At 66.9% G+C, this 18,997-nt stretch carries 17 protein-coding genes; 11 read left to right on the top strand and 6 right to left on the bottom strand.

Going from position 1 to position 18,997, the window contains the following annotated elements:
- Positions 1-63 precede the first annotated feature (63 nt).
- From ASF31_RS04480 to ASF31_RS04460, 5 genes are all read left to right on the top strand, one after another.
- Positions 64-1,848, top strand: coding sequence for an acyl-CoA dehydrogenase (locus ASF31_RS04480; RefSeq protein ID WP_055753535.1), 1,785 nt, complete (start codon positions 64-66; stop codon positions 1,846-1,848).
- A 79-nt stretch (positions 1,849-1,927) separates the two neighbouring features.
- Entirely contained in the window at positions 1,928-4,147 is a 2,220-nt protein-coding gene (locus ASF31_RS04475) for a S9 family peptidase (protein WP_055753534.1), read from the top strand.
- Positions 4,144-4,710: a GNAT family N-acetyltransferase gene (locus ASF31_RS04470; RefSeq protein WP_055753533.1), complete on the top strand. Its 567-nt coding sequence runs from the start codon at positions 4,144-4,146 to the stop codon at positions 4,708-4,710. Before ASF31_RS04475 ends, ASF31_RS04470 begins: the two co-directional genes overlap by 4 nt.
- Positions 4,711-4,755: 45 nt before the next feature.
- The gene (locus ASF31_RS04465; protein WP_235551264.1) at positions 4,756-5,088 is read left to right on the top strand and encodes a hypothetical protein; all 333 of its coding nucleotides are present in this window, start codon (positions 4,756-4,758) and stop codon (positions 5,086-5,088) included.
- Positions 5,089-5,145: 57 nt separating this feature from the next.
- A complete protein-coding gene (locus tag ASF31_RS04460; protein WP_055753531.1) occupies positions 5,146-6,498 on the top strand; it encodes a hypothetical protein in 1,353 nt (450 codons plus the stop codon).
- 1 nt (position 6,499) lies between these two features.
- On the opposite strand, the gene ASF31_RS14615 is transcribed toward ASF31_RS04460, so the two are convergent.
- The 4 genes from ASF31_RS14615 to tpiA all read right to left on the bottom strand — a co-directional run bounded on the left by ASF31_RS14615 (position 6,500) and on the right by tpiA (position 9,786).
- Entirely contained in the window at positions 6,500-6,664 is a 165-nt protein-coding gene (locus ASF31_RS14615; protein WP_200918565.1) for a hypothetical protein, read from the bottom strand.
- 98 nt (positions 6,665-6,762) lie between these two features.
- Complete coding sequence (locus tag ASF31_RS04455) at positions 6,763-8,415, bottom strand: CTP synthase (protein ID WP_055753530.1); 1,653 nt, start codon at positions 8,413-8,415, stop codon at positions 6,763-6,765.
- A 122-nt stretch (positions 8,416-8,537) separates the two neighbouring features.
- A complete protein-coding gene (secG, locus tag ASF31_RS04450) occupies positions 8,538-8,969 on the bottom strand; it encodes a preprotein translocase subunit SecG (RefSeq protein ID WP_055753529.1) in 432 nt (143 codons plus the stop codon).
- 64 nt (positions 8,970-9,033) lie between these two features.
- A complete protein-coding gene (gene tpiA / locus ASF31_RS04445) occupies positions 9,034-9,786 on the bottom strand; it encodes a triose-phosphate isomerase (RefSeq protein ID WP_055753528.1) in 753 nt (250 codons plus the stop codon).
- A 140-nt stretch (positions 9,787-9,926) separates the two neighbouring features.
- Between tpiA and ASF31_RS04440 the strand changes: the two genes are divergently transcribed.
- Both ASF31_RS04440 and trpE read left to right on the top strand, forming a co-directional pair.
- Positions 9,927-11,834, top strand: coding sequence for a peptidylprolyl isomerase (locus ASF31_RS04440; protein ID WP_055753527.1), 1,908 nt, complete (start codon positions 9,927-9,929; stop codon positions 11,832-11,834).
- On the top strand, positions 11,831-13,348 hold the full coding sequence (trpE, locus tag ASF31_RS04435; protein ID WP_055753526.1) for an anthranilate synthase component I: 1,518 nt from the start codon (positions 11,831-11,833) through the stop codon (positions 13,346-13,348). Before ASF31_RS04440 ends, trpE begins: the two co-directional genes overlap by 4 nt.
- Here trpE and ASF31_RS04430 read toward each other — a convergent pair.
- Positions 13,345-13,548, bottom strand: coding sequence for a hypothetical protein (locus tag ASF31_RS04430; protein WP_055753525.1), 204 nt, complete (start codon positions 13,546-13,548; stop codon positions 13,345-13,347). The genes trpE and ASF31_RS04430 overlap by 4 nt on opposite strands.
- An 88-nt stretch (positions 13,549-13,636) precedes the next feature.
- Here ASF31_RS04430 and ASF31_RS04425 point away from each other — a divergent pair, with 88 nt between their 5' ends.
- The 4 genes from ASF31_RS04425 (at position 13,637) to lexA (ending at position 16,875) form a co-directional block, all read left to right on the top strand.
- Entirely contained in the window at positions 13,637-14,227 is a 591-nt protein-coding gene (locus ASF31_RS04425) for an aminodeoxychorismate/anthranilate synthase component II (protein ID WP_055753524.1), read from the top strand.
- 2 nt (positions 14,228-14,229) lie between these two features.
- Positions 14,230-15,267: an anthranilate phosphoribosyltransferase gene (gene trpD, locus ASF31_RS04420; RefSeq protein ID WP_055753523.1), complete on the top strand. Its 1,038-nt coding sequence runs from the start codon at positions 14,230-14,232 to the stop codon at positions 15,265-15,267.
- Positions 15,264-16,058 carry an indole-3-glycerol phosphate synthase TrpC gene (gene trpC, locus ASF31_RS04415; protein WP_055753522.1) on the top strand — a complete coding sequence of 265 codons (795 nt, stop codon included), beginning with the start codon at positions 15,264-15,266 and terminating at the stop codon, positions 16,056-16,058. Before trpD ends, trpC begins: the two co-directional genes overlap by 4 nt.
- Before the next feature lie 118 nt (positions 16,059-16,176).
- Entirely contained in the window at positions 16,177-16,875 is a 699-nt protein-coding gene (lexA, locus tag ASF31_RS04410; RefSeq protein WP_039247444.1) for a transcriptional repressor LexA, read from the top strand.
- Here the strand turns inward: lexA and ASF31_RS04405 are convergent.
- Positions 16,856-18,973 (bottom strand): ComEC/Rec2 family competence protein, encoded by a 2,118-nt coding sequence (locus ASF31_RS04405; RefSeq protein WP_082465012.1) that lies wholly within the window; start codon positions 18,971-18,973, stop codon positions 16,856-16,858. The genes lexA and ASF31_RS04405 overlap by 20 nt on opposite strands.
- Positions 18,974-18,997: the final 24 nt, after the last annotated feature.

Raw genomic sequence — 18,997 nt, 5'->3', positions numbered from 1 at the left:
AAGACGCTTGCAGCGACAGGCCCCGACGCGGCACTTAGGCCGCAAAGACGATTGAGGAAACCCATGACCTATCGCGCGCCCGTTCGAGACCTGGCCTTCACTCTGGAATCCGTCGCCGGCATGGCCGACGTGGCCGCAACCGGCGCCTTTCCCGACTATGACGCCGATGTCGCCGGCGCCGTTCTGGAGGCGGCGGGACAGTTCTCCGAAGAGGTGCTGGCGCCGCTAAACCGGATTGGGGATCAGAAGGGCTCGACCTACGCCAACGGCGCCGTCACCGCCGCGCCTGGCTTCGCCGACGCCTATCGCCAGTTCGCGGCCGGCGGCTGGACCGGGCTGTCGGCCTCGACCGAAGCCGGCGGACAGGCCCTGCCCAAGGCGCTGGAACTGGCGGCTTATGAGACCGTCCATGCCGCCAACATGGCGTTCGGCCTGTGCCCCATGCTGTCGCTGGCCTCGATCGAGGCGCTGGAGCAGGTCGGAACGGAAGAGCAGAAGGCCAAATATCTGACCAAGCTGGTCAGCGGCGAATGGACCGGCGCCATGGTGCTGACCGAGCCGGGCGCCGGATCGGACCTTGGTTCGCTGATCACCACGGCGACGCCGAACGGCGACGGGACATATGCGCTGAACGGGCAGAAGATTTACATCACCTGGGGCGACCACGACGCGACCGACAACATCGTCCATCTGGTGCTGGCCCGCCTGCCGGACGCGCCCAAGGGCCCCAAGGGCATCAGCCTGTTCCTGGCGTCGAAGTTTGCGGTGAAGGAAGACGGCACGCTGGGCGACCGCAACGCCTTCCGCCCGGTCGGCGTCGAGCACAAGCTGGGCATCCACGCCTCTCCGACCTGCGTCATGAGCTATGAAGGGGCAACCGCGGAGTTGGTCGGTCAGCCGAACCAGGGCCTGGCCCATATGTTCGTGATGATGAACGCGGCGCGCCTGGCCGTCGGCGTCGAAGGCGTCGGCATCGCCGAACGCGCCTATCAGCACGCCCTCGCCTATGCCTTGGACCGCCGTCAGGGTCGCTCGGTCTGGACCGGCGAGGCCAACGCCCCGATCTTTGACCATCCCGACGTGCGCCGCATGCTCAGCGTCATGAAGGCCAAGATTTCGGCGGCGCGCGCCGTGTGCCTGTCGACCGGCGTCGCCGCCGATCTGGCCCGCCACGCCGGGACCGAAGAGGAACGCCGCCATTGGAAGGGACGCGAAGACCTGTTCACCCCGATCGCCAAGGCCTGGTCCACCGATATCGGCTGCGAGGTCGCCTCGATGGGCGTCCAGATCCATGGCGGCATGGGCTTCATCGAGGAGACCGGCGCGGCGCAATACTATCGCGACGCCCGCATCGCCCCGATCTACGAAGGCACCAACGGCATTCAGGCCATGGATCTGGTCGGTCGCAAACTGTCGATGGACGGCGGCGATGCAGCCAAGGCGCTGATCGCGGACATGAAGGCGACGCTGGTCGATCTCGGCAAGCTCTACAGCGGCAAGCCGGTCGAACGGTTCGCCACCGCCATCGAGGCGGTCGTGGACGCGACCCTGTGGCTGCTGGATCAGAAGGCCGATCCGAACGCCGCGGCGGATGTGCTGGCGGCGGCCGACGCCTATCTGAAACTGCTGGGCGATGTGGCCGGCGGCTGGATGCTGGCCAAAGGCGCGCTTGCCGCCAAGGCGAAGCTGGACGCCAACGACGGCGATCCGGTTTGGCTGCAGGGCAAGCTGGACCTCTACGAAGTCTATGCCGCCAATGTGCTGGGCCACGTCTCCAGCCGACTGGCTGCCGTGGGTCAGGGCGGCGACCTGCTGCGGCGGATGACGGTGGACGCGCTGGCCGGATGATCGGCTCGGCGTTTCTCCGTTTGACGTAGAGGGGGCCGGACCTTCAAGGTCCGCCCTTCAAACAAGCAGGGAGCGTCCGATGAATCGTCGGCAACTGATCATGTCCACGGCGGCGACCGCCCTCGCCGTCTCGGCCTCCCCCGCGCTCGCCCGTCAGTCCACCGGATCCCCCATGCCTCAGCCGCCCGTCGCCAAGAAAATCCCTGTCGTCATCGAACAACTGGGCCGCACCCGGACCGACGACTATCAGTGGATGAAGGACGACAATTGGCAGGCGGTCCTGCGCGATCCGACCTTGATCAAGGCCGAGGTTAAGGAACACCTGACCGCCGAGAACGCCTACCGCGAGGCCATGATGGCCTCCACCCTGCCCTTGCAGGAGACGATGTTTGCCGAGATGCGCGGTCGCATCAAGGAAGACGACAGCTCGGTTCCCGCGCCGGACGGCGGCTGGAACTACTATGTCGAATACCAGACCGGCGATCAGCACCCCCGCTACATGCGCGTCGAGCGTCAGGGCACGTGGATGGTCGACGGTCAGCCGGTGACGAAGAATTTCGTCATGGCCCCCACGCCTCAGCTGCTGCTGGACGCCAACGAACTGGCCAAGGGCAAGGCCTATTCGGAAGTGTCGGCTGCGAGCCACAGCCCGGATCATACGCTGTTCGCCTATGCCGAGGACGCCCAGGGCTCCGAGGTCCACAAGATCTACGTCAAGGATCTGGCGACCGGCGAAGTCCTGCCCGACGTGATCGACAGCGCCACCGGCGACTTCGTCTTCTCGCCGGACAGCCAGTGGATCTTCTGGACCAATCGCGACGACAACGGCCGCCCCGACAAGATCTTCCGTCGTGCGGCGCGCGGCGGCGAAACTGCACTGGTCTATGAGGAGGCCGACGACGGCATGTTCATCGGCGTCGGACGAACGGCCGACGACCAGTTCATCATCATCGGCATCCAGAACCAGGAAACGTCGGAGGCGCGCTATATCCCCGCCGCCACGCCGACGGCCGAACCCGTGGTGCTGGAGCCGCGCGTGGTGGCCATCCGCTACGACGTCGATCACTGGGGCGACCGCTGGGTGATCCGGACCAACGCCGACGACGCCATCGATTTCAAGATCGTCCAGGCCCCGACGACGACGCCGTCCAAGGCGAACTGGACCGACCTGGTCCCCCACACGCCCGGTCGTTTCATCGAAGGCCTGGACCTGACGAATGATCACCTGGCGCGTCAGGAACGTGCCGACGCCAACACCCGCATCATCATCCGCGATCGGACCGGCGCCGAGCATGAGATCGCGGTCGACGAACCGGCCTTCGCCCTGTCGCTGGCCGGCGCCTCCGAATACGAGACGACGACCACACGCTACACCTACAACTCGCCGTCGACGCCGACGCAGACGTTCGACTACGACATGGCGTCGCGCGAGCGGACCCTGCGCAAAACGCAGCAGATCCCGTCCGGTCACAACATTGAAGACTATGTGGTCGAGAGGCTGAACGCGCCGGCATCGGACGGCCAGTTGGTGCCGGTGACGGTGCTGCGTCGCAAATCGACGCCAGTCGATGGTTCGGCGCCCCTGCTGCTCTACGGATACGGCTCCTACGGCATCCCCATGCCGGCCAGCTTCTCGACCAACCGGCTGTCGCTGGTGGATCGCGGCTGGATATACGCCATCGCCCACATTCGGGGCGGGTCCGACAAGGGCTGGGGCTGGTTCCTGGACGCCCGGAAGATGACGAAGAAGAACACCTTCACCGACTTCATCGCTTCCGCCGAACACCTGATCGACAAGAAGTACGCGACGGCTGGAAACATCGTCGCTCAGGGCGGATCGGCCGGCGGTCTGCTGATGGGGGCGGTCAACAATATGCGGCCCGACCTGTGGGCCGGGATCATCGGTCAGGTGCCGTTCGTGGACGTGATCAACACCATGTCGGACACCTCCCTGCCGCTGACGCCGCCCGAATGGCCCGAGTGGGGCAACCCGATCGAGGACCCCGCCGCCTACGATTACATGATGAGCTACAGCCCCTACGATCAGGTCGAACTGAAAGCCTATCCGGCGGTGCTGGCGACGGGCGGCCTGTCCGATCCGCGCGTCACCTACTGGGAGCCGGAGAAGTGGGTGGCCAAACTTCGGCCCGCCACCACCTCGGGCAAGCCCGTGCTGCTGAAGATCAATATGGAGGCTGGTCACGGCGGCGCGGCCGGGCGGTTCGACTATCTGAAGGAAGTCGCCCACGACTACGCCTTCGCCGTCTGGGCCATCGACAAGGGTTGGGAGCACGCGTGAGCGGACTGACGGTTCGCGACGCCGGTCCCGACGACATTGCGGCGATCACGGCCATCTATGCCGAAAGCGTCGCCAATGGGCGCGGCACCTTCGAGCTGGAGGCGCCTGACGAGACCGAGATGGCCGCAAGGCTCGCCGCCGTCGAGGCGCTCGGCCTGCCGCGACTGGTGGTCGAGATCGACGGCGCGGTCGCCGGATACGCCTATGCCGGGCCGTTTCGCACGCGTCAGGCCTATCGCTATATGGTCGAGGACTCCATCTACGTCGCGCCCTGGGCCAGGGGGCGCGGCGTCGCCGGCGCCCTGCTCGATGCGTTGATCGTTCGGTGCGAAGCGCTGGGTCTTCGTCAGATGGTCGCGGTCATCGGCGATTCGGAGAACGTCGGCTCAATCGCCCTGCACCGCACGCGCGGCTTCACCGACGCCGGCGTGTTCAAGGCGGCCGGCTGGAAGCACGACGACTGGCGCGACGTGGTGTTCATGCAGCGCGCGCTGGGCAATGGCGGCGCCACAGCGCCCGACGCGGCGGGCCTACCGCTTGTCGACAAAAAGCCGCTGCGCTGACGCATTGCGGCGTCATCACCCGACGCCTATCCTGACGCCGTGAAGATGGTCCAATCCCTGTTGCTGCTGATCAGCGCCCTGTCGGTGCTGGCGCTCGGCGCGGTCGGCGCGTCGGCGTCGCCGGCGACCGCCGCGCCTTGCCATGAGACGGGCCATGAGACAGGCCAGTCCTCGCCCGACCAGACCCCGAACCAGGCTCCCAAGGCCATGAAAGCGATGATCTGCTGCGTCGCCTGCGTGGCGACGCCGACGCTGGACCCCGCGCCGGTTTCCGGTCCGACCCTGTCGCCGTCGCGCGTCGTCGCCGTTCCGGCCGCTCTGCCGGCCGGTCGCCTGCTGGCGCCCGACCCCGGACCACCCCGCCTCCTGTTCGTCTGACACACCTCGCGCTTCTCGCAAGGCGCACTCCGTCACGATCATCAGAGGAGGCCTTGAATGGCTATCCGTACTCTCGTCGGCGCCTGCGCCGGCGCAACCCTGCTCGCCCTGGCTCAGGCCGCGGCGGCGCAGGATCACGCGCACCACGCGTCGACCAAGCCCACTGCCGATCCGCACGCAGGCCACGACATGCCCATGTCATCGGCCGAGCCGATGACCGATCACGCCAGCATGGGTCACACGATGACCAGCCCGTATGGCCCCTGGCCCATGAGCCGCGACGCCTCAGGCACCGGCTGGCAGACCGACGCCAGCGAACACGGCGGAATCCACAGCGTCCGTGGCGATTGGATGGTGATGACCCACGCCATGCTGAACCTGGTCTATGACACCCAGTCCGGAGGGCGCGGCGGCGACAAGACCTTCGTTGCCGGCATGCTCATGACCTCGGCGCGGCGTGACTTCGACGACGGTTCGAAGCTGAACCTGCGCGCCATGCTCAGTCCCGACCCACTGATGGGCAAGTCCGGTTATCCGCTGCTTCTGGCGGCGGGCGAGACGGCAGACGGGGTCAATCCTCTGGTCGATCGACAGCATCCGCATGATCTCTTCATGGAGCTGTCGGCCAGCTATTCGAAGCGTCTGTCCGACAAGGACAGCGTCTATGGCTACATCGGCCTGCCCGGCGAACCTGCCTTCGGCCCGCCCGCCTTCATGCACCGCATGAGCGCGATGGACAGTCCCGAGGCGCCGATCACCCACCACTGGCTGGATTCGACCCATATCGTCTTCGGCGTGACGACCCTGGGCTGGGCGCACGATCGCTTCAAGATCGAGACCTCGGCCTTCAAGGGACGCGAGCCGGACGAGGAACGCTGGGGCATCGATTCGCCACGGCTGGACAGTTGGTCCGTTCGCGCAGTCTGGAATCCAAGCGACGAATGGTCGCTGCAAGCCTCCTACGCCGATGTTTCCGCGCCGGAACAGCTGGAACCCGACGAGGACGAGACGAAATGGTCGGCCAGCGCCATCCATACGCGGCGACTAGGCGAAGACGGCTGGTTGTCCTCGACCCTGGCTTGGGGCCGCAAGACCAATGACCACGGCGAGTCGAAAGACGGCTGGCTGCTGGAATCGGCGGTCCATCCGAACGACCGCTGGACCGTCTTCGCCCGAGCCGAGCGGATCGAGACGGATGAACTGGTTCCCGGCGTCGGCGGCGGCCATGGCCCGCTCTATACGGTGGGCAAGGCTTCGGTCGGCGTGGTCCGCGACTGGCGGATCGCCGAACACGTCCGTTTCGGCCTCGGCGGTCTCTACGCCATGAACCGTGTGCCGATGGCGTTGGAGCCGCTGTACGGCGGCGATCCCGACGGGGCGATGCTCTTCGTGCGGCTGAAGATCGACTGATCTAGCTCAAGGCCTGTCCGGCTTCGGCCGGGCGGGCCGGCGGCTGGTCCAGAACGCGCAGCGCTTCATAGCCGACCAAGACCACGCCGAGCATGAGCATCAGCGCTCCGGCGATCAGCACCAGGCGCACGTGCCGGTGCAGGTGATAAAGCAACTCGCCGATCATCGACGGTCCCGCCGCATTCGGATCGTGCCAATTCGATCCGTTCCGGACAGTCTACTGCAAAACGCGGACCTGATGGAGTCTGTGCGAACCGCGTTCCGTCAGACCAGCCGGCTTTGCACCACGGCCGCGCCGATGAAGCTGGCGAACAGCGGGTGCGGCGCGAACGGACGGCTCTTCAGCTCGGGGTGATACTGAACGCCGATGAACCAGGGGTGGTCCGGGCGTTCAACCGTCTCGGGCAGGACGCCGTCAGGCGAGAGACCGGCGAAGACCAGCCCGCCCCTCTGCTCGATCGCCTCGCGATAGTTGATGTTGACCTCGTAGCGGTGGCGGTGACGCTCGCTGATCGCGGTCGAGCCGTAGATCTCAGCGATCTTGGACCCGGCTGTCAGAGTCGAATCATAGGCGCCGAGACGCATGGTGCCGCCCAGGTCGCCGCCCTGCTGACGCAGGACGCGTTGGTTGCCTTGGGTCCATTCGGTCATCAGGCCAACGACCGGCTCGGCGGTCGGGCCGAACTCGGTTGACGAGGCCTTGGGATAGCCGGCCAGGTTCCGCGCCGCCTCGATCACCGCCATCTGCATGCCGAAGCAGATGCCGAAGTAAGGGATGTTGCGCTCACGGGCGAAGCGGGCCGCCTCGATCTTGCCTTCCGAGCCGCGCTCGCCGAAGCCGCCCGGCACCAGGACGGCGTGCGCGCCTTGCAGCCGCTCCTCGCAGGCCTCGGGATCGCCTTCGAAGGTGTCGGCCTCGACCCAGTCGATGTTGACCTTGACGTTGTTGGCCACGCCGCCGTGGTGAAGCGCCTCGATCAGGGACTTATAGGCGTCCTTGAGGACCGTGTATTTGCCGACCACGGCGATGGTGACTTCGCCATCGGGCTGCAGGCGGCGGCGCGCGATCTCCTGCCAGCCGGTCAGATCCGGCTCGGGCGCATCGTTGATGCCGAAATGCGCCAGGACCTCGCGGTCCAGACCCTCACGATGATAGTCCAGCGGCACGGCATAGATGTCGGCGGAGTCCATCGCCTGGATGACGCCGCTTTCGCGCACGTTGCAGAACTGACCGATCTTGCGCTTTTCCTCGGCCGGGATCGGCTGCTCGCAGCGGCACAGCAGGATGTCCGGCTGGATGCCGATGGAGCGCAGTTCCTTGACCGAGTGCTGGGTCGGCTTGGTCTTCATCTCGCCGGCCGTCTTGATGAACGGCAGCAGCGTCAGATGGACAAAGCAACTCTGGCCGCGCGGCAGGTCCTGCCCCAACTGGCGGATCGCCTCAAAGAAGGGCAGCCCTTCGATGTCGCCGACCGTGCCGCCGATCTCGACCAGCACGAAGTCGACGTCTTCGCCCGCGTCGGTCAGGGCGGGCGTCAGGCAGAAGGATTTGATCTGGTCGGTCACGTGCGGAATGACCTGGACGGTGGCGCCCAGATAGTCGCCGCGACGCTCCTTCTCCAGGATGGTCGAATAGATCCGGCCGGTCGTGATGTTGTCGGACTTGGCCGCCGACACGCCGGTGAACCGCTCGTAGTGGCCCAGGTCCAAGTCCGTCTCCGCGCCGTCGTCGGTCACGAAGACCTCGCCGTGCTGATAAGGGCTCATCGTGCCCGGATCGACATTCAGATAGGGGTCGAGCTTGCGCAGGCGGACCTTGTAGCCGCGCGCCTGCAAAAGAGCGCCGAGAGCGGCGGAGGCGAGGCCTTTTCCTAGCGAGGAAACCACGCCGCCGGTGATGAACACATAGCGAGCCATGGGGGGACACCTTACTCGATGATTCGCGGCTCGGTCATGCCGCCGTCGAATCGAACTGTTGATCAAAAGAAGAAAGCGCGCCCTGCGGCGCGCTTTCTGAAACTCGGGTCTCTGTCTGAGCCTTACTGGGCGGGCTGCTGGGCCGGCGCCGGCGCCGTGGAGGCCGACGGCAGGCTGGCTTCCAGATCATCCAGCGAAGGCGTCGCCGGTTTGGCCGGCGCAGCGGGCTGCTGCTGGGCGGGCTGTTGCGTCTGGGTCTGCGGCGTCGTGGCCAACGAACCCACAGCTTCGGCGTCGATGCCGGACACCGAGGCGCGATCCATATTGCCGACGACGGTCAGAATGATCGTCAGGGCGAACAGCGCGGCCGCAAGCCACCAGGTGGTGACGGTCAGAAGATTGCCTGCCCCGCGTGCGGTCATGAAGCCCGACGGACCGCCGCCCATGCCCAGGGCGCCGCCCTCGGACTTCTGAAGCAGGACGATGCCCGTCAGCGCGATGGCGACGATGATGATGGCGACGAGCAGGATGGTCTGGAGCATGGCGTCATTCATGTGGGCGCGGATCTGCGCCGATCAAGCGGCGGCCTCTATCATCGAAGCGCGCCAGGGGCAAACGTCACGCGGCGGCGTTGACGATCGGCATGAAGTCCTCGGCCTTCAAGGACGCGCCGCCGACCAGGGCGCCGCCGACTTCCGGCGTAGCCAGAATGTCGCGCGCATTCTCCGGTTTGACCGAACCGCCATACAAAATGGGCGCGGTGCGAGCGCCCTCTCCCAGCTTTTCGACGATGGCGGCGCGCACGGCGGCATGCACCTCGGCGATCTGATCCAGCGTCGGGGTCAGGCCCGTCCCGATGGCCCAGACGGGTTCATAAGCCACCGCGAAGTCGCGCTCGGCCAAGCTGGACGGCAGCGAGCCCGCGACCTGGCCCGACACCACGGCGATGGCGTCGCCCGCTTCCCGCTGCTGCAAGGTTTCACCGACGCACACGATGGGCTCCAGTCCGGCAGCGATGGCGGCCTCGACCTTGGCGGCGACGTCCGCATCAGTCTCGCCGAAAGCCGAGCGGCGTTCGGAATGCCCCAGAATCACCACGGTCGCGCCGGCGTCGAGCAGCATTTCGGCCGACACCGAGCCGGTGAAGGCGCCGGCGGGCTTCTCATGGCAATCTTGACCGCCCACGCCCACGCCGCTGCCTGCCAGCGCGGACTGCATACGCGAGATCAGCGTCGCCGGCGGGCATAGCACCACACGGCATCCCTGCTCCGTCGTTCCGACGGCGTCCCTGATCGCCTCAGCCTGCGCCAAGGCGGCCGAGACGCCGTTCATCTTCCAATTGCCGACGATCATCTTCACGGATTGTTTCATGGCCGCCTGTCTAGAAGGCGAAAACCGCCAAGCCAAGAGGTGCCGCCGCAATCCGGACACGAAGCCATCCTTGCAGCGGCGGCCCCGGCCCGACTATACGCGACGATTGACGCCAATATCGGCCAGTCCCGGGTTTTCGAATGCTCACCGCCTTCCGCGCCTTCTCTCGATCCAAATGGGCGGCCGCCCTGCTTGTCCTGATCGCGATCAGCTTCGTGATCGTCGGCGCGCGGATGGATGTCTTCTCCAACCTGGGACCAAAACACGTCATCGACGCGGGCGACCGCTCGATGAACGAAGTCGAGTTCCGCACCGCCTTCGATCAGGTACGTGAACGGCTGCAGCAGCAGGTCGGCCGTCCCCTGACGAACCAGGAGCTGGTCGCGGAAAACATTCACGTTCGCTTCCTGACCGAGCAGACGCAGCAGCTGGGCTTCCTGAACTGGGCCTACAAGGCGGGCATCCGCCCGGGCAAGGAACTGATCGTCAAGCAGATCCGCCAGATCCCGGCCTTCTTCAACTCGGTCACCGGACAGTTCGACCAGCAGGCCTATGAGGCGGCTCTGGCGCAACAAAATCTGACGCCCGCCATGCTGGAGCAGGACCTGCGCGATCAGTACGCGACGGAGCATTTCGGCGCCGCCGTCTTCGCCGGCGCCCGCGTGCCGCGCATCTATGGCGCGCTGCTGGCCGGTTCCGCCTTCGAAAGCCGCGACGGTCGTTGGTTTGAGGTGACCCCGGCGATGGCCGGTCAGATCCCCGCCCCGACCGACGCCCAGTTGAACGCCTTCATCCAGGAGAACGCCGACCGCCTGCGCGCGCCCGAGTTCCGCATGGTGTCGGTGGTTCTGTTCACGCCTGAGGCTTCGGCCAATGCGCCGATCTCGGAAGACCGCATCCGCGAGCGCTTCGAGTTCAAGAAGGACACGCTGAGCACGCCCGAGACGCGCTCGTTCGTCACCCTGACTGCGCCCAACCGCGAGACGGCCCAGAAGATCGCCGCCGCCCTGCGCGCGGGCCAATCGCCCGCCGACGTCGGCCGCGCCAACAACATCACGCCGGCCGCCTTCAACGAAACCCCCCGCTCGGCCATCGGCGACGCCGCAACCGCAGCCGCCGTCTTCGGCCTGCAAGCCAATCAGGTGTCCAATCCGGTCCAGGCCGGTGTCGGCTTCGCCGTCGCCAAGGTCACGGCGGTTCAACCCGCTGCGCCCGCAACGCTGGACAGCGCTCGCGAGGAACTGATCCAGGAACTGCGCGCCGAGGACGTGAAGACCCAGACCTACGCCAAGGTCGAGAAATACGAAGCCGCCCGCACCGCCGGCAAGAATCTGGCTGACGCGGCGCGTGAAGCCGGCGGTCGCATCGTCGATCTGCCGCCCTTCACCAAGGACGGCAAGCTGCCGAACGGTCAGGCGCTGAACGCCCCGCCGCAAATCTTCGAGACGGCCTGGAGCCTGACCAAGGGCGGCGAAAGCGACGTCATCGACGCCGGTCAGGGCCAGTATTTCGCCGTGCGCGTCAACGACATCCGCCCGTCGGCCCTGCCGACCCTGGCCGAGGTGCGCGAGCCCCTGGCCGCCCAATGGATCCAGCGTGAGACCATGCGTCGCCTGTCGGCCAAGGCTGAAGAACTGACGACCCGCGTGCGCAATGGCGAGGACATCGCCGCAGTCGCCCGCTCGGTAAATGCGCCGCTGACCGTGCGCACCGGCGTCATCCGCAATCAGCAAACCCAGGAAGCCTTAGGTCAGGGCGTGCTTCAAGGTCTGTTCGGCCAATCCAAGGGCCAGGCCTTCTCACAGCCGGCGTCGCAGACCGCCTATGTGGTCGGCCGCGTCGACAACGTCCGCGCCGCCAGTCCGGCCGTGGCCGGACCACTGGCCGAGCAGGTCCGCCCGCGCCTGACCCAGGAGTTGGTGCAGGCGATGGTCGAATCGTCGGTCTCGGCGGGCGCCCAGCGCTCCAAGGCCAAGAACGACCCGGCCCAAGCGCTGTCGGCCCTGGGTCTGTCGGGTGGCGCAACGCCCGCCGCACCGGCGCAATGACCGACGACGCTTCGCGCGACGTCACGTTCGACGCCTTCGCCGCCGGCCTTTCGGCCGGTCGGCCGCAGGTCCTGGTCCGGCGGGTCATCGACGACCTGGAAACCCCGGTCTCGGCCTACCTGAAGCTGGGACGCGACCGGCCGTACGCCTGTCTGCTGGAATCGGTCGAGGGTGGCGCGGTCAAAGGTCGCTACTCCATCCTGACGCTGGATCCCGATGTGGTCTGGCGTTGTCGATCCAACGCGGCGGAATTGTCGCGCGGCTCAGCCATAGGTGAAGGTCGGTTTACGGCCGAACCCCTGCCGGCGCTGCAATCCCTGCGCGCACTGATCGCGGCGTCGAAGTTCGATCTGCCGGAGGGATTGCCGCCGATGGCCGCCGGCCTGTTTGGCGTCTTCGGCTACGACATGGTGCGATTGCTGGAGCCGCTGGGTGCGCCAAACCCCGATCCGCTCGATCTGCCCGACGCCGTGCTGACGCGGCCGTCGCTGGTGGCCATCTTCGATTCGGTCCGCCACGAGATTGTTCTGGTGTCGGCCGCCTATCCCGACGCCGGCATCGCAGCGCAAGAGGCGTTCGACGCCGCGACGGCGCGGCTGGACGCGTTCGAGACGGCCTTGCGCGAACCCCTGCCCGTCCGCGCCGCTCCGCAGCAAACGCCGGCTCCTGTCTTCACCTCGCGGGTGGACGAGCCGGCCTTCGGCGAGATGGTCGCAAAAGCCAAGGACTATATCGGCGCCGGCGACATCTTCCAGGTCGTCCTCAGCCACCGCTTTTCGGCGCCGTGGACGGACGATCCCTTCGCCTTCTATCGCTCGCTGCGTCGCCAGAACCCGTCGCCCTATCTGTTCTATCTGAACTTCGAAGGCTTCAAGCTCGCCGGCTCCAGCCCCGAGATCCTGGTTCGGCTGAAAGACGGCGAGGTCACGATCCGGCCGTTGGCCGGCACCCGCATGCGCGGCGCGACGCCAGAGGCGGACAAGGCGCTGGAAGTCGAACTGCTGGCTGATCCGAAAGAGCTGGCCGAGCACCTGATGCTGCTGGACCTGGGCCGCAACGATGTGGGGCGAGTCGCGGCGCCCGGCACGGTCGAGGTCACCGAGAGCTTCGTCGTCGAACGCTACAGTCAGGTCATGCACATTGTCTCCAACGTGCGCGGCAAGGCTGATCCCAGGCTGGACGCGGTGGACACGCTGCTGGCCGCCCTGCCCGCCGGCACACTGTCGGGCGCGCCCAAGGTGCGCGCGATGGAGATCATCGACGAACTGGAAAGCGAAAAGCGCGGCGTCGGTTATGGCGGCGGCGTCGGCTATATTTCGGCCGGCGGCGAGGCGGACATCTGCATCACCCTGCGCACCGCCCTGTTCGCTGACGATCGGATCTTCGTTCAGGCCGGGGCCGGCGTCGTCGCCGACAGCGACCCTGCGGCCGAATATGCAGAGACCCAGCACAAGGCGCGCGCGCCGATGCGGGCGGCGGAAGACGCCTGGCGCTTTGGGACCGGCAATCGCTAGCGCGAAATCGTCATCGCCGGGTCGTTGAACTGCACGCCGGGGCCGATGATGACGACGCCCGCCATCAGAACCGCTGCGGTGGCCGCGAACGCGGCTGCGCCAAGCGCGGCGACGGGGTTGGGTTTGGTTTCGACCACGACCAGCTTCGCCTTGGCGGCGGCGATCTTGGCGGCGATGTCTTGTTCAGCGGCGAGTTTCACCCGCTCAGTCCTAGTCCCGCCGAGTTAAAATGCGCTTTAAGGCCGCGCCCGCTTGGCGCGGACGCGCGTCACGCCTAGAAGCCAAACCATGATCCTCGTCGTCGATAACTACGACAGCTTCACCTACAATCTCGTCCACTACCTCGCGGAGTTGGGCGCGCCGACGCATGTGGTGCGCAACGACGACCTGACGGTGGACGAAGCGTGGGCGCTGAACCCCGCCGCCGTTCTGCTGTCGCCCGGCCCGTGCGCGCCCGATCAGGCCGGCATCTGTTTGCCGTTGATCACGACAGCGCCAGCGTCGATGCCGATCCTAGGCGTATGCCTGGGTCATCAGGCCATCGGCCAAGCGTTCGGCGGCGACGTCATCCGCGCCAAGACCCTGATGCACGGCAAGACCTCGCCGATCCTGCATGAGGGCCAGAGCGTCTTCGCCGACCTGCCCTCGCCCTTCACCGCGACACGCTATCACTCGCTGGCGGTCAAGCGCGAAACCTTGCCCGACTGTCTGGAGGTCACCGCCTGGACCGCCGATGGCGAGATCATGGGCCTGCAGCATCGCGTCCGCCCGATCCACGGCGTGCAGTTCCACCCGGAATCCATCGCCACCGAACATGGTCACGACATGCTGGCCAACTTCCTTGATATCGCCGGCGTAAAGCGCCTCGCGGCCGCCTGACCATGGGCGACGGGTTCAAGCCGATCCTCGCCCGACTGGTCGAGGGCCATTCCCTGACGTCCCAGCAGGCGCACGACTTCTTCGCCGCCTGCCTGCGCGGCGAGCCGACCCCGTCGCAAGTCGCCGCCGCCGTCACCGCCATGCGGATGCGCGGCGAGACCGTGGACGAGATCGCCGCCTTCGCGGGCGCCATGCGTGAAGCCGCCCTGACGCTGGACCATCCCTATGAGGTGATCGACACCTGCGGCACCGGGGGCGACGGTCAGCACACGTACAATATCTCGACCGCCGCAGCCCTGGTTCTGGCCGGCGCCGGTCTGAAGGTCGCCAAGCATGGCAACCGCGCAATGTCATCGAAATCAGGCTCTTCCGACGTCTTGTCGATCCTAGGCGTGAACCTGATGGCGTCGCAGGCGCAGCAGAAGAAGGCGTTGGACGGGGCCGGTATCTGCTTCCTGTTCGCGCCCGCCTATCATGGGGCGATGCGTCACGTCGGGCCGGTGCGGGCCGAAATCGGTTTTCGCACCGTCTTCAACCTGTTGGGACCGCTTTCGAACCCGGCGTCTGCAAGGCGACAGGTTATGGGCGTCTATGATCCGCGCCTGCTGGAGCCGCTGGCCGAGGTGCTGGGCCGGCTCGGCGCCACCCGGGCCTGGACCGTTCACGGTCAAGGCCTGGACGAACTGGCGACTTCCGGACCCACGGACGTCGCCGAGTGGAAGGATGGCGCGGTTCGTCGCTTCCAGGTCACGCCCGAGGACGCCGGCCTGCCGCGCGCCTCTATCGCAGACATTCGCGGCGGCGACGCCGAGGAGAATGCCGTCGCCCTGCGCGCGCTTCTGGCCGGCGCGGCCGGACCCTACCGCGACATCGTGCTGCTGAACGCCGCCGCCGCCCTGGTTGTGTCAGACCGCGCGGCGGATCTGGCCGAGGGCGCCGCGCTCGCCGCGGCCGCTATCGACGACGGTCGAGCCGCCGAGGCGCTGGATCGCCTGGCCCTCATCACCTCCACGCCGCTGGAAAGCGAAGAGCCCGCATGACCGACGTTCTGGACCGTATCGCCGCCTACAAGCGCGAGGACGTCGCTGCCCGCAAGGCTGCGACCTCACAGGACGCGATCGAAGCCTTGGCCCGCAATGCGTCGGCTCCGCGCGGCTTTCGCGTCGCCTTGGAGCGGGTCGGAGAGGAAACCGGTCGTCCCGCCCTGATCGCCGAGATAAAGAAGGCCAGCCCGTCTAAGGGCCTGATCCGGCCCGATTTCGATCCACCGGCTCTGGCCCGCGCCTATGAGGCCGGCGGTGCGGCCTGTCTGTCGGTGCTGACCGATGCCCCCAGCTTCCAGGGCGACGACGCCTATCTGGGCCAGGCCCGCGAGGCCGTCGCCCTGCCCTGCCTGCGCAAGGATTTCTTGGTCGATCCTTGGCAGGTCGCCGAAAGCCGCGCCCTGGGCGCCGACTGCATCCTAATCATCTTGGCCATGGTCGATGACCGGTTGGCCGCCGAGCTGCTGTCGGAAGCCGAACGCTTTGGCATGGACGCGCTGATCGAGACGCACGACGAGGAAGAAATGGCGCGCGCTTGTGCGCTGGGCGGCGATCTGGTGGGGGTCAATAATCGCTCGCTGCGCACGTTCGAGGTCGATCTGGAAACCACGGAGCGGCTGTCGATGCTCAGCCCCGTGCGCGCTCTGCTGGTCGCCGAGAGCGGCATCTTCACGCCCGACGACGTGGCGCGCGTTTCGGCTGCCCATGCCCAGGCGATCCTGGTCGGCGAGAGCCTGATGCGCCAGGCCGATGTCGAGGTGGCGACCCGTCAGTTGCTGGCCGTTTGAGCCGAGACGCGGCGGCAAGCCTCGCCGTTAAGTTGACATTAGCAAGGAACACTTACAGAACATCGACAAATGTTCACGGCCCGTTCCGATTCGTCGGCGGGCGCATGAGGGCCTGGCGATGCTCACGCGCAAACAGCACGAACTGCTGATGTTCATCCACGAACGCATCCAGGAGACCGGCGTCTCCCCTTCGTTCGACGAGATGAAGGAGGCGCTCGATCTGGCCTCCAAGTCCGGCATTCACCGGCTGATCACGGCGCTGGAGGAACGAGGCTTCATTCGCCGTCTCGCTCACCGCGCTCGCGCTTTGGAAGTCACGAAGCTGCCCGAACAGGCGACGGCCGGCGCGCCGCGCGGTCGCGCCGGGTTCAAGCCCGACGTCATCGAGGGCGGCGGCGGTGTCAGACCTGCGGCTCCGATGGCGGCCAACGACACCCGCGAACTGCCGCTGATGGGCAAGATCGCCGCCGGCACGCCGATCGACGCAATCGAGCATGAAACGGCGCGCTATCCGGTCCCGGAATCCATGCTGGGTTCGGGCGAGCACTATCTGTTGGAGATCGAGGGCGACTCCATGATCGAGGCGGGCATCCTGAACGGCGACATGGTGGTGATCAAATCGACCGACAACGCCGCCTCCGGAGAAATCGTGGTGGCTCTGGTGGAAGGCGAGCAGGCGACGCTGAAGCGCCTTCGCAAGAAGGGGGCCTCGATCGCGCTGGAACCCGCCAACCGCAACTACGAGACCAAGATCTACGGCTCGGATCAGGTCGCGGTCCAAGGCAAGCTGGTCGGCCTTATGCGCCGCTATCACTGACGTCCGGATCGGACTGACGCGCCCAGGGGCGGTCGCCGCGAACGTCGGCCGTCCACACCGCGCGCCATCGATTCGGCTCGCCCGAACGGACGCGCCACAACTCCACTGCCCCGCCTCGCGCAAAATCCACCCCGTCCAGGACAAGGCGATCCTGACAGGCGCTTGGAATTGAGGTGACGACAGCGCGGACGCTGACGACGGGCGCTGCGCGGCATAACGCCTCCATCTGATCTGAGCTCGGCGACTTCCGCCCCCACCAGATCGCCACGGGGCCAGCCTCACCGGTCTCCGGGCGACATGAAAAGCGGTCGCAGACCCAGCCCGTCTCCGACCGATCCATCATGGTCAGCCCCCGTCGCCGCGACCAGAGATCCACCGCAAACTCGCGCACGCCGGGCCGGACCACGACGGCCGCCTGATCACGGTGAAAGGCGGCGTTTGTTCCGCCATCGCCAATCCAGAGGTTCGGCGTCGGCGCACGCGGCCAGATCAGGACGGCGGCTGCGAAGGGCAGTCCCATCCATCGCAGGCGGCCCTGCCACAGACAGACAAACAGCACGCCCAGAAAGGCGATCGGCAGGACATAGTTCGGCGCGCTGGCGACCGTTCTGACCGCCCCAGGCAACCCCGCCGTCCAGGCGCCGATCGCCAGCATCAGATCCACGCCCCATCCCGCGACCGCCAGGAACGGTCCCCCCAGCCCCAAGGGCTCAAGCGCTGCGCCCAAGGCAAGCGCCGGCATCAGGATGAAGTCCGCCACGGGCGACGTGCCGAGATTGGCCAGCAGTCCGTACATGGCGGTGCGGTTGAAATGTTGCATGGCGAAAGGTCCCGTCGCCAATCCTGCGACGACGCTGGCCGCCACAGCCGCCGTCAGCCACCCGCCCAGCCGTTGGACTGCCAGGATCGGCCAAGGCGCGGATATTTCGCGCGGGCGCTTCGGCCAAGCCTCGACCAGGGCGACCAAGGCCGCAGTCGCCGCGAACGACATCTGGAAACCCGGCGTGACGATGGCTTCAGGCTGTATGGCCAAAACGATGAAGGCCGCCACAGCCAGGCCATGCATGGTCACCGCCTGTCGATCCAGCAGGATGGCCAGAAAGGCGATGGAGGCGGTGATGGCGGCCCGCTCGGCCGGGGGCGGCGCGCCCGACACCACCAGATAGACCCCGACCGCCGTCAGGCCCGCCAAGGCCGCGACCTTCTTGCCGTGAACCCGCAAGGCCAACCAGGGCCAGGCCGCCACGCCCAGCCGCACGGCGAAGAAGACGAAACCGCCGACGATCGCCATATGCAGCCCTGACACCGACAGGATGTGCGCCAGGCCGGAATCGCGCATCACATCCATGTCCTCCTGACTGATCCAGGTTTCGTGGCTGGTCGTCATGGCGGCGGCGATCCCGCCGGTCCGTTCGCCGAGTCTTGCCACGATCCTCTCGGCCAGTGCGAAGCGGGCGCCGTTGACCGCCATTTCAAGTCGAAGTCGCCACGGCGGCGGCGTCAGATCGGCCGTACGCGTGTCGCTCAAGGCGAACGCAACGCCGCCCATCCCCTGAAAGAAGGCGTTGCGCCCGAAATCGTAGGCGCCGGGGCTGGCCGGCGCAGGCGGCGGATTCAGAATGGCGAACAAGCGGATCGCTTCGCCGGGCCGCGGCGGCTCGCCCCGCACCGTCGCCCGCAAGCGCACCGGCGTCTGTTCGGGCGTCAGTCCGCGAATCCAGACCGGCGCGATCACGACCCGCGCGCCTCGCTGCCCCGGGCTGTCGACATCGACAACCCAGGCTTCGATCACGGTCGGTTCGCTGAGGGCGGGCGCGATCGGCGCGGCGACGGCTTCGGTGCGCACCTTGGCCGCCGCCAGCCCGCCTGACGCGCAGGCCACCATCAACAGCAGCCAGGTCAGACGTCGCGACCCGGCGCGCCGACGCGCCACAACCCACAGCACAAAGGTTAAGACGGCACCCAGCAACAAGGGCCACAAGACCGGCTCGGCTCGCAGGGCGAAATAGATGCCGCCGCCCGCGCCGAATGCGACCGGTGCCCATAGCCGCCATCTCAGGGTCTGGGCGGCGACTTCGGCATGCAGCCAGGCGCGCAATCGCGGAGCGGGGGTAGGTTTTGC

Origin of the sequence: Brevundimonas sp. Leaf280 (assembly GCF_001422455.1) — a bacterium.
Taxonomy (GTDB): Bacteria; Pseudomonadota; Alphaproteobacteria; order Caulobacterales; family Caulobacteraceae; genus Brevundimonas.
The sequence above is the reverse complement of the archived record's forward strand: the minus strand, read 5'-3'. Positions and strand labels throughout refer to the sequence as shown.